2 pseudogenes are annotated in these 234 nt (G+C 38.0%); both read right to left on the bottom strand.

The features are described from left to right. A pseudogene (locus tag ACFIO5_RS12465) lies at nt 1-89 on the bottom strand (F0F1 ATP synthase subunit C); the annotation flags it as partial. 58 nt (nt 90-147) lie between these two features. Further along, nucleotides 148-234, bottom strand: a pseudogene (locus ACFIO5_RS12460) (F0F1 ATP synthase subunit A); the annotation flags it as partial.

The raw sequence follows: 234 nt of genomic DNA, 5'->3' as shown, positions 1-234 counted from the left end.
AAAATATTTCCAAGACCTAAAGCTGTGCCTGCCATACCAAAGCAAGCAAGACCAGCACCAATATATTTTGCTGCAAGCACTAATTCCATATTATTTATTCTCCTTTAAAGCGAAATTGCACCATTTGACGGAAAACCGCCAGTTTTATTAATGCCCCGGATGGACTGCATCATTAAGATACATACAAGTTAAAACCGTAAAGACGTAAGCCTGAAGAAATGCAACCAAAAATTC

Source organism: Bartonella sp. AA86SXKL (genome assembly GCF_042196885.1).
The sequence above is the reverse complement of the archived record's forward strand: the minus strand, read 5'-3'. Positions and strand labels throughout refer to the sequence as shown.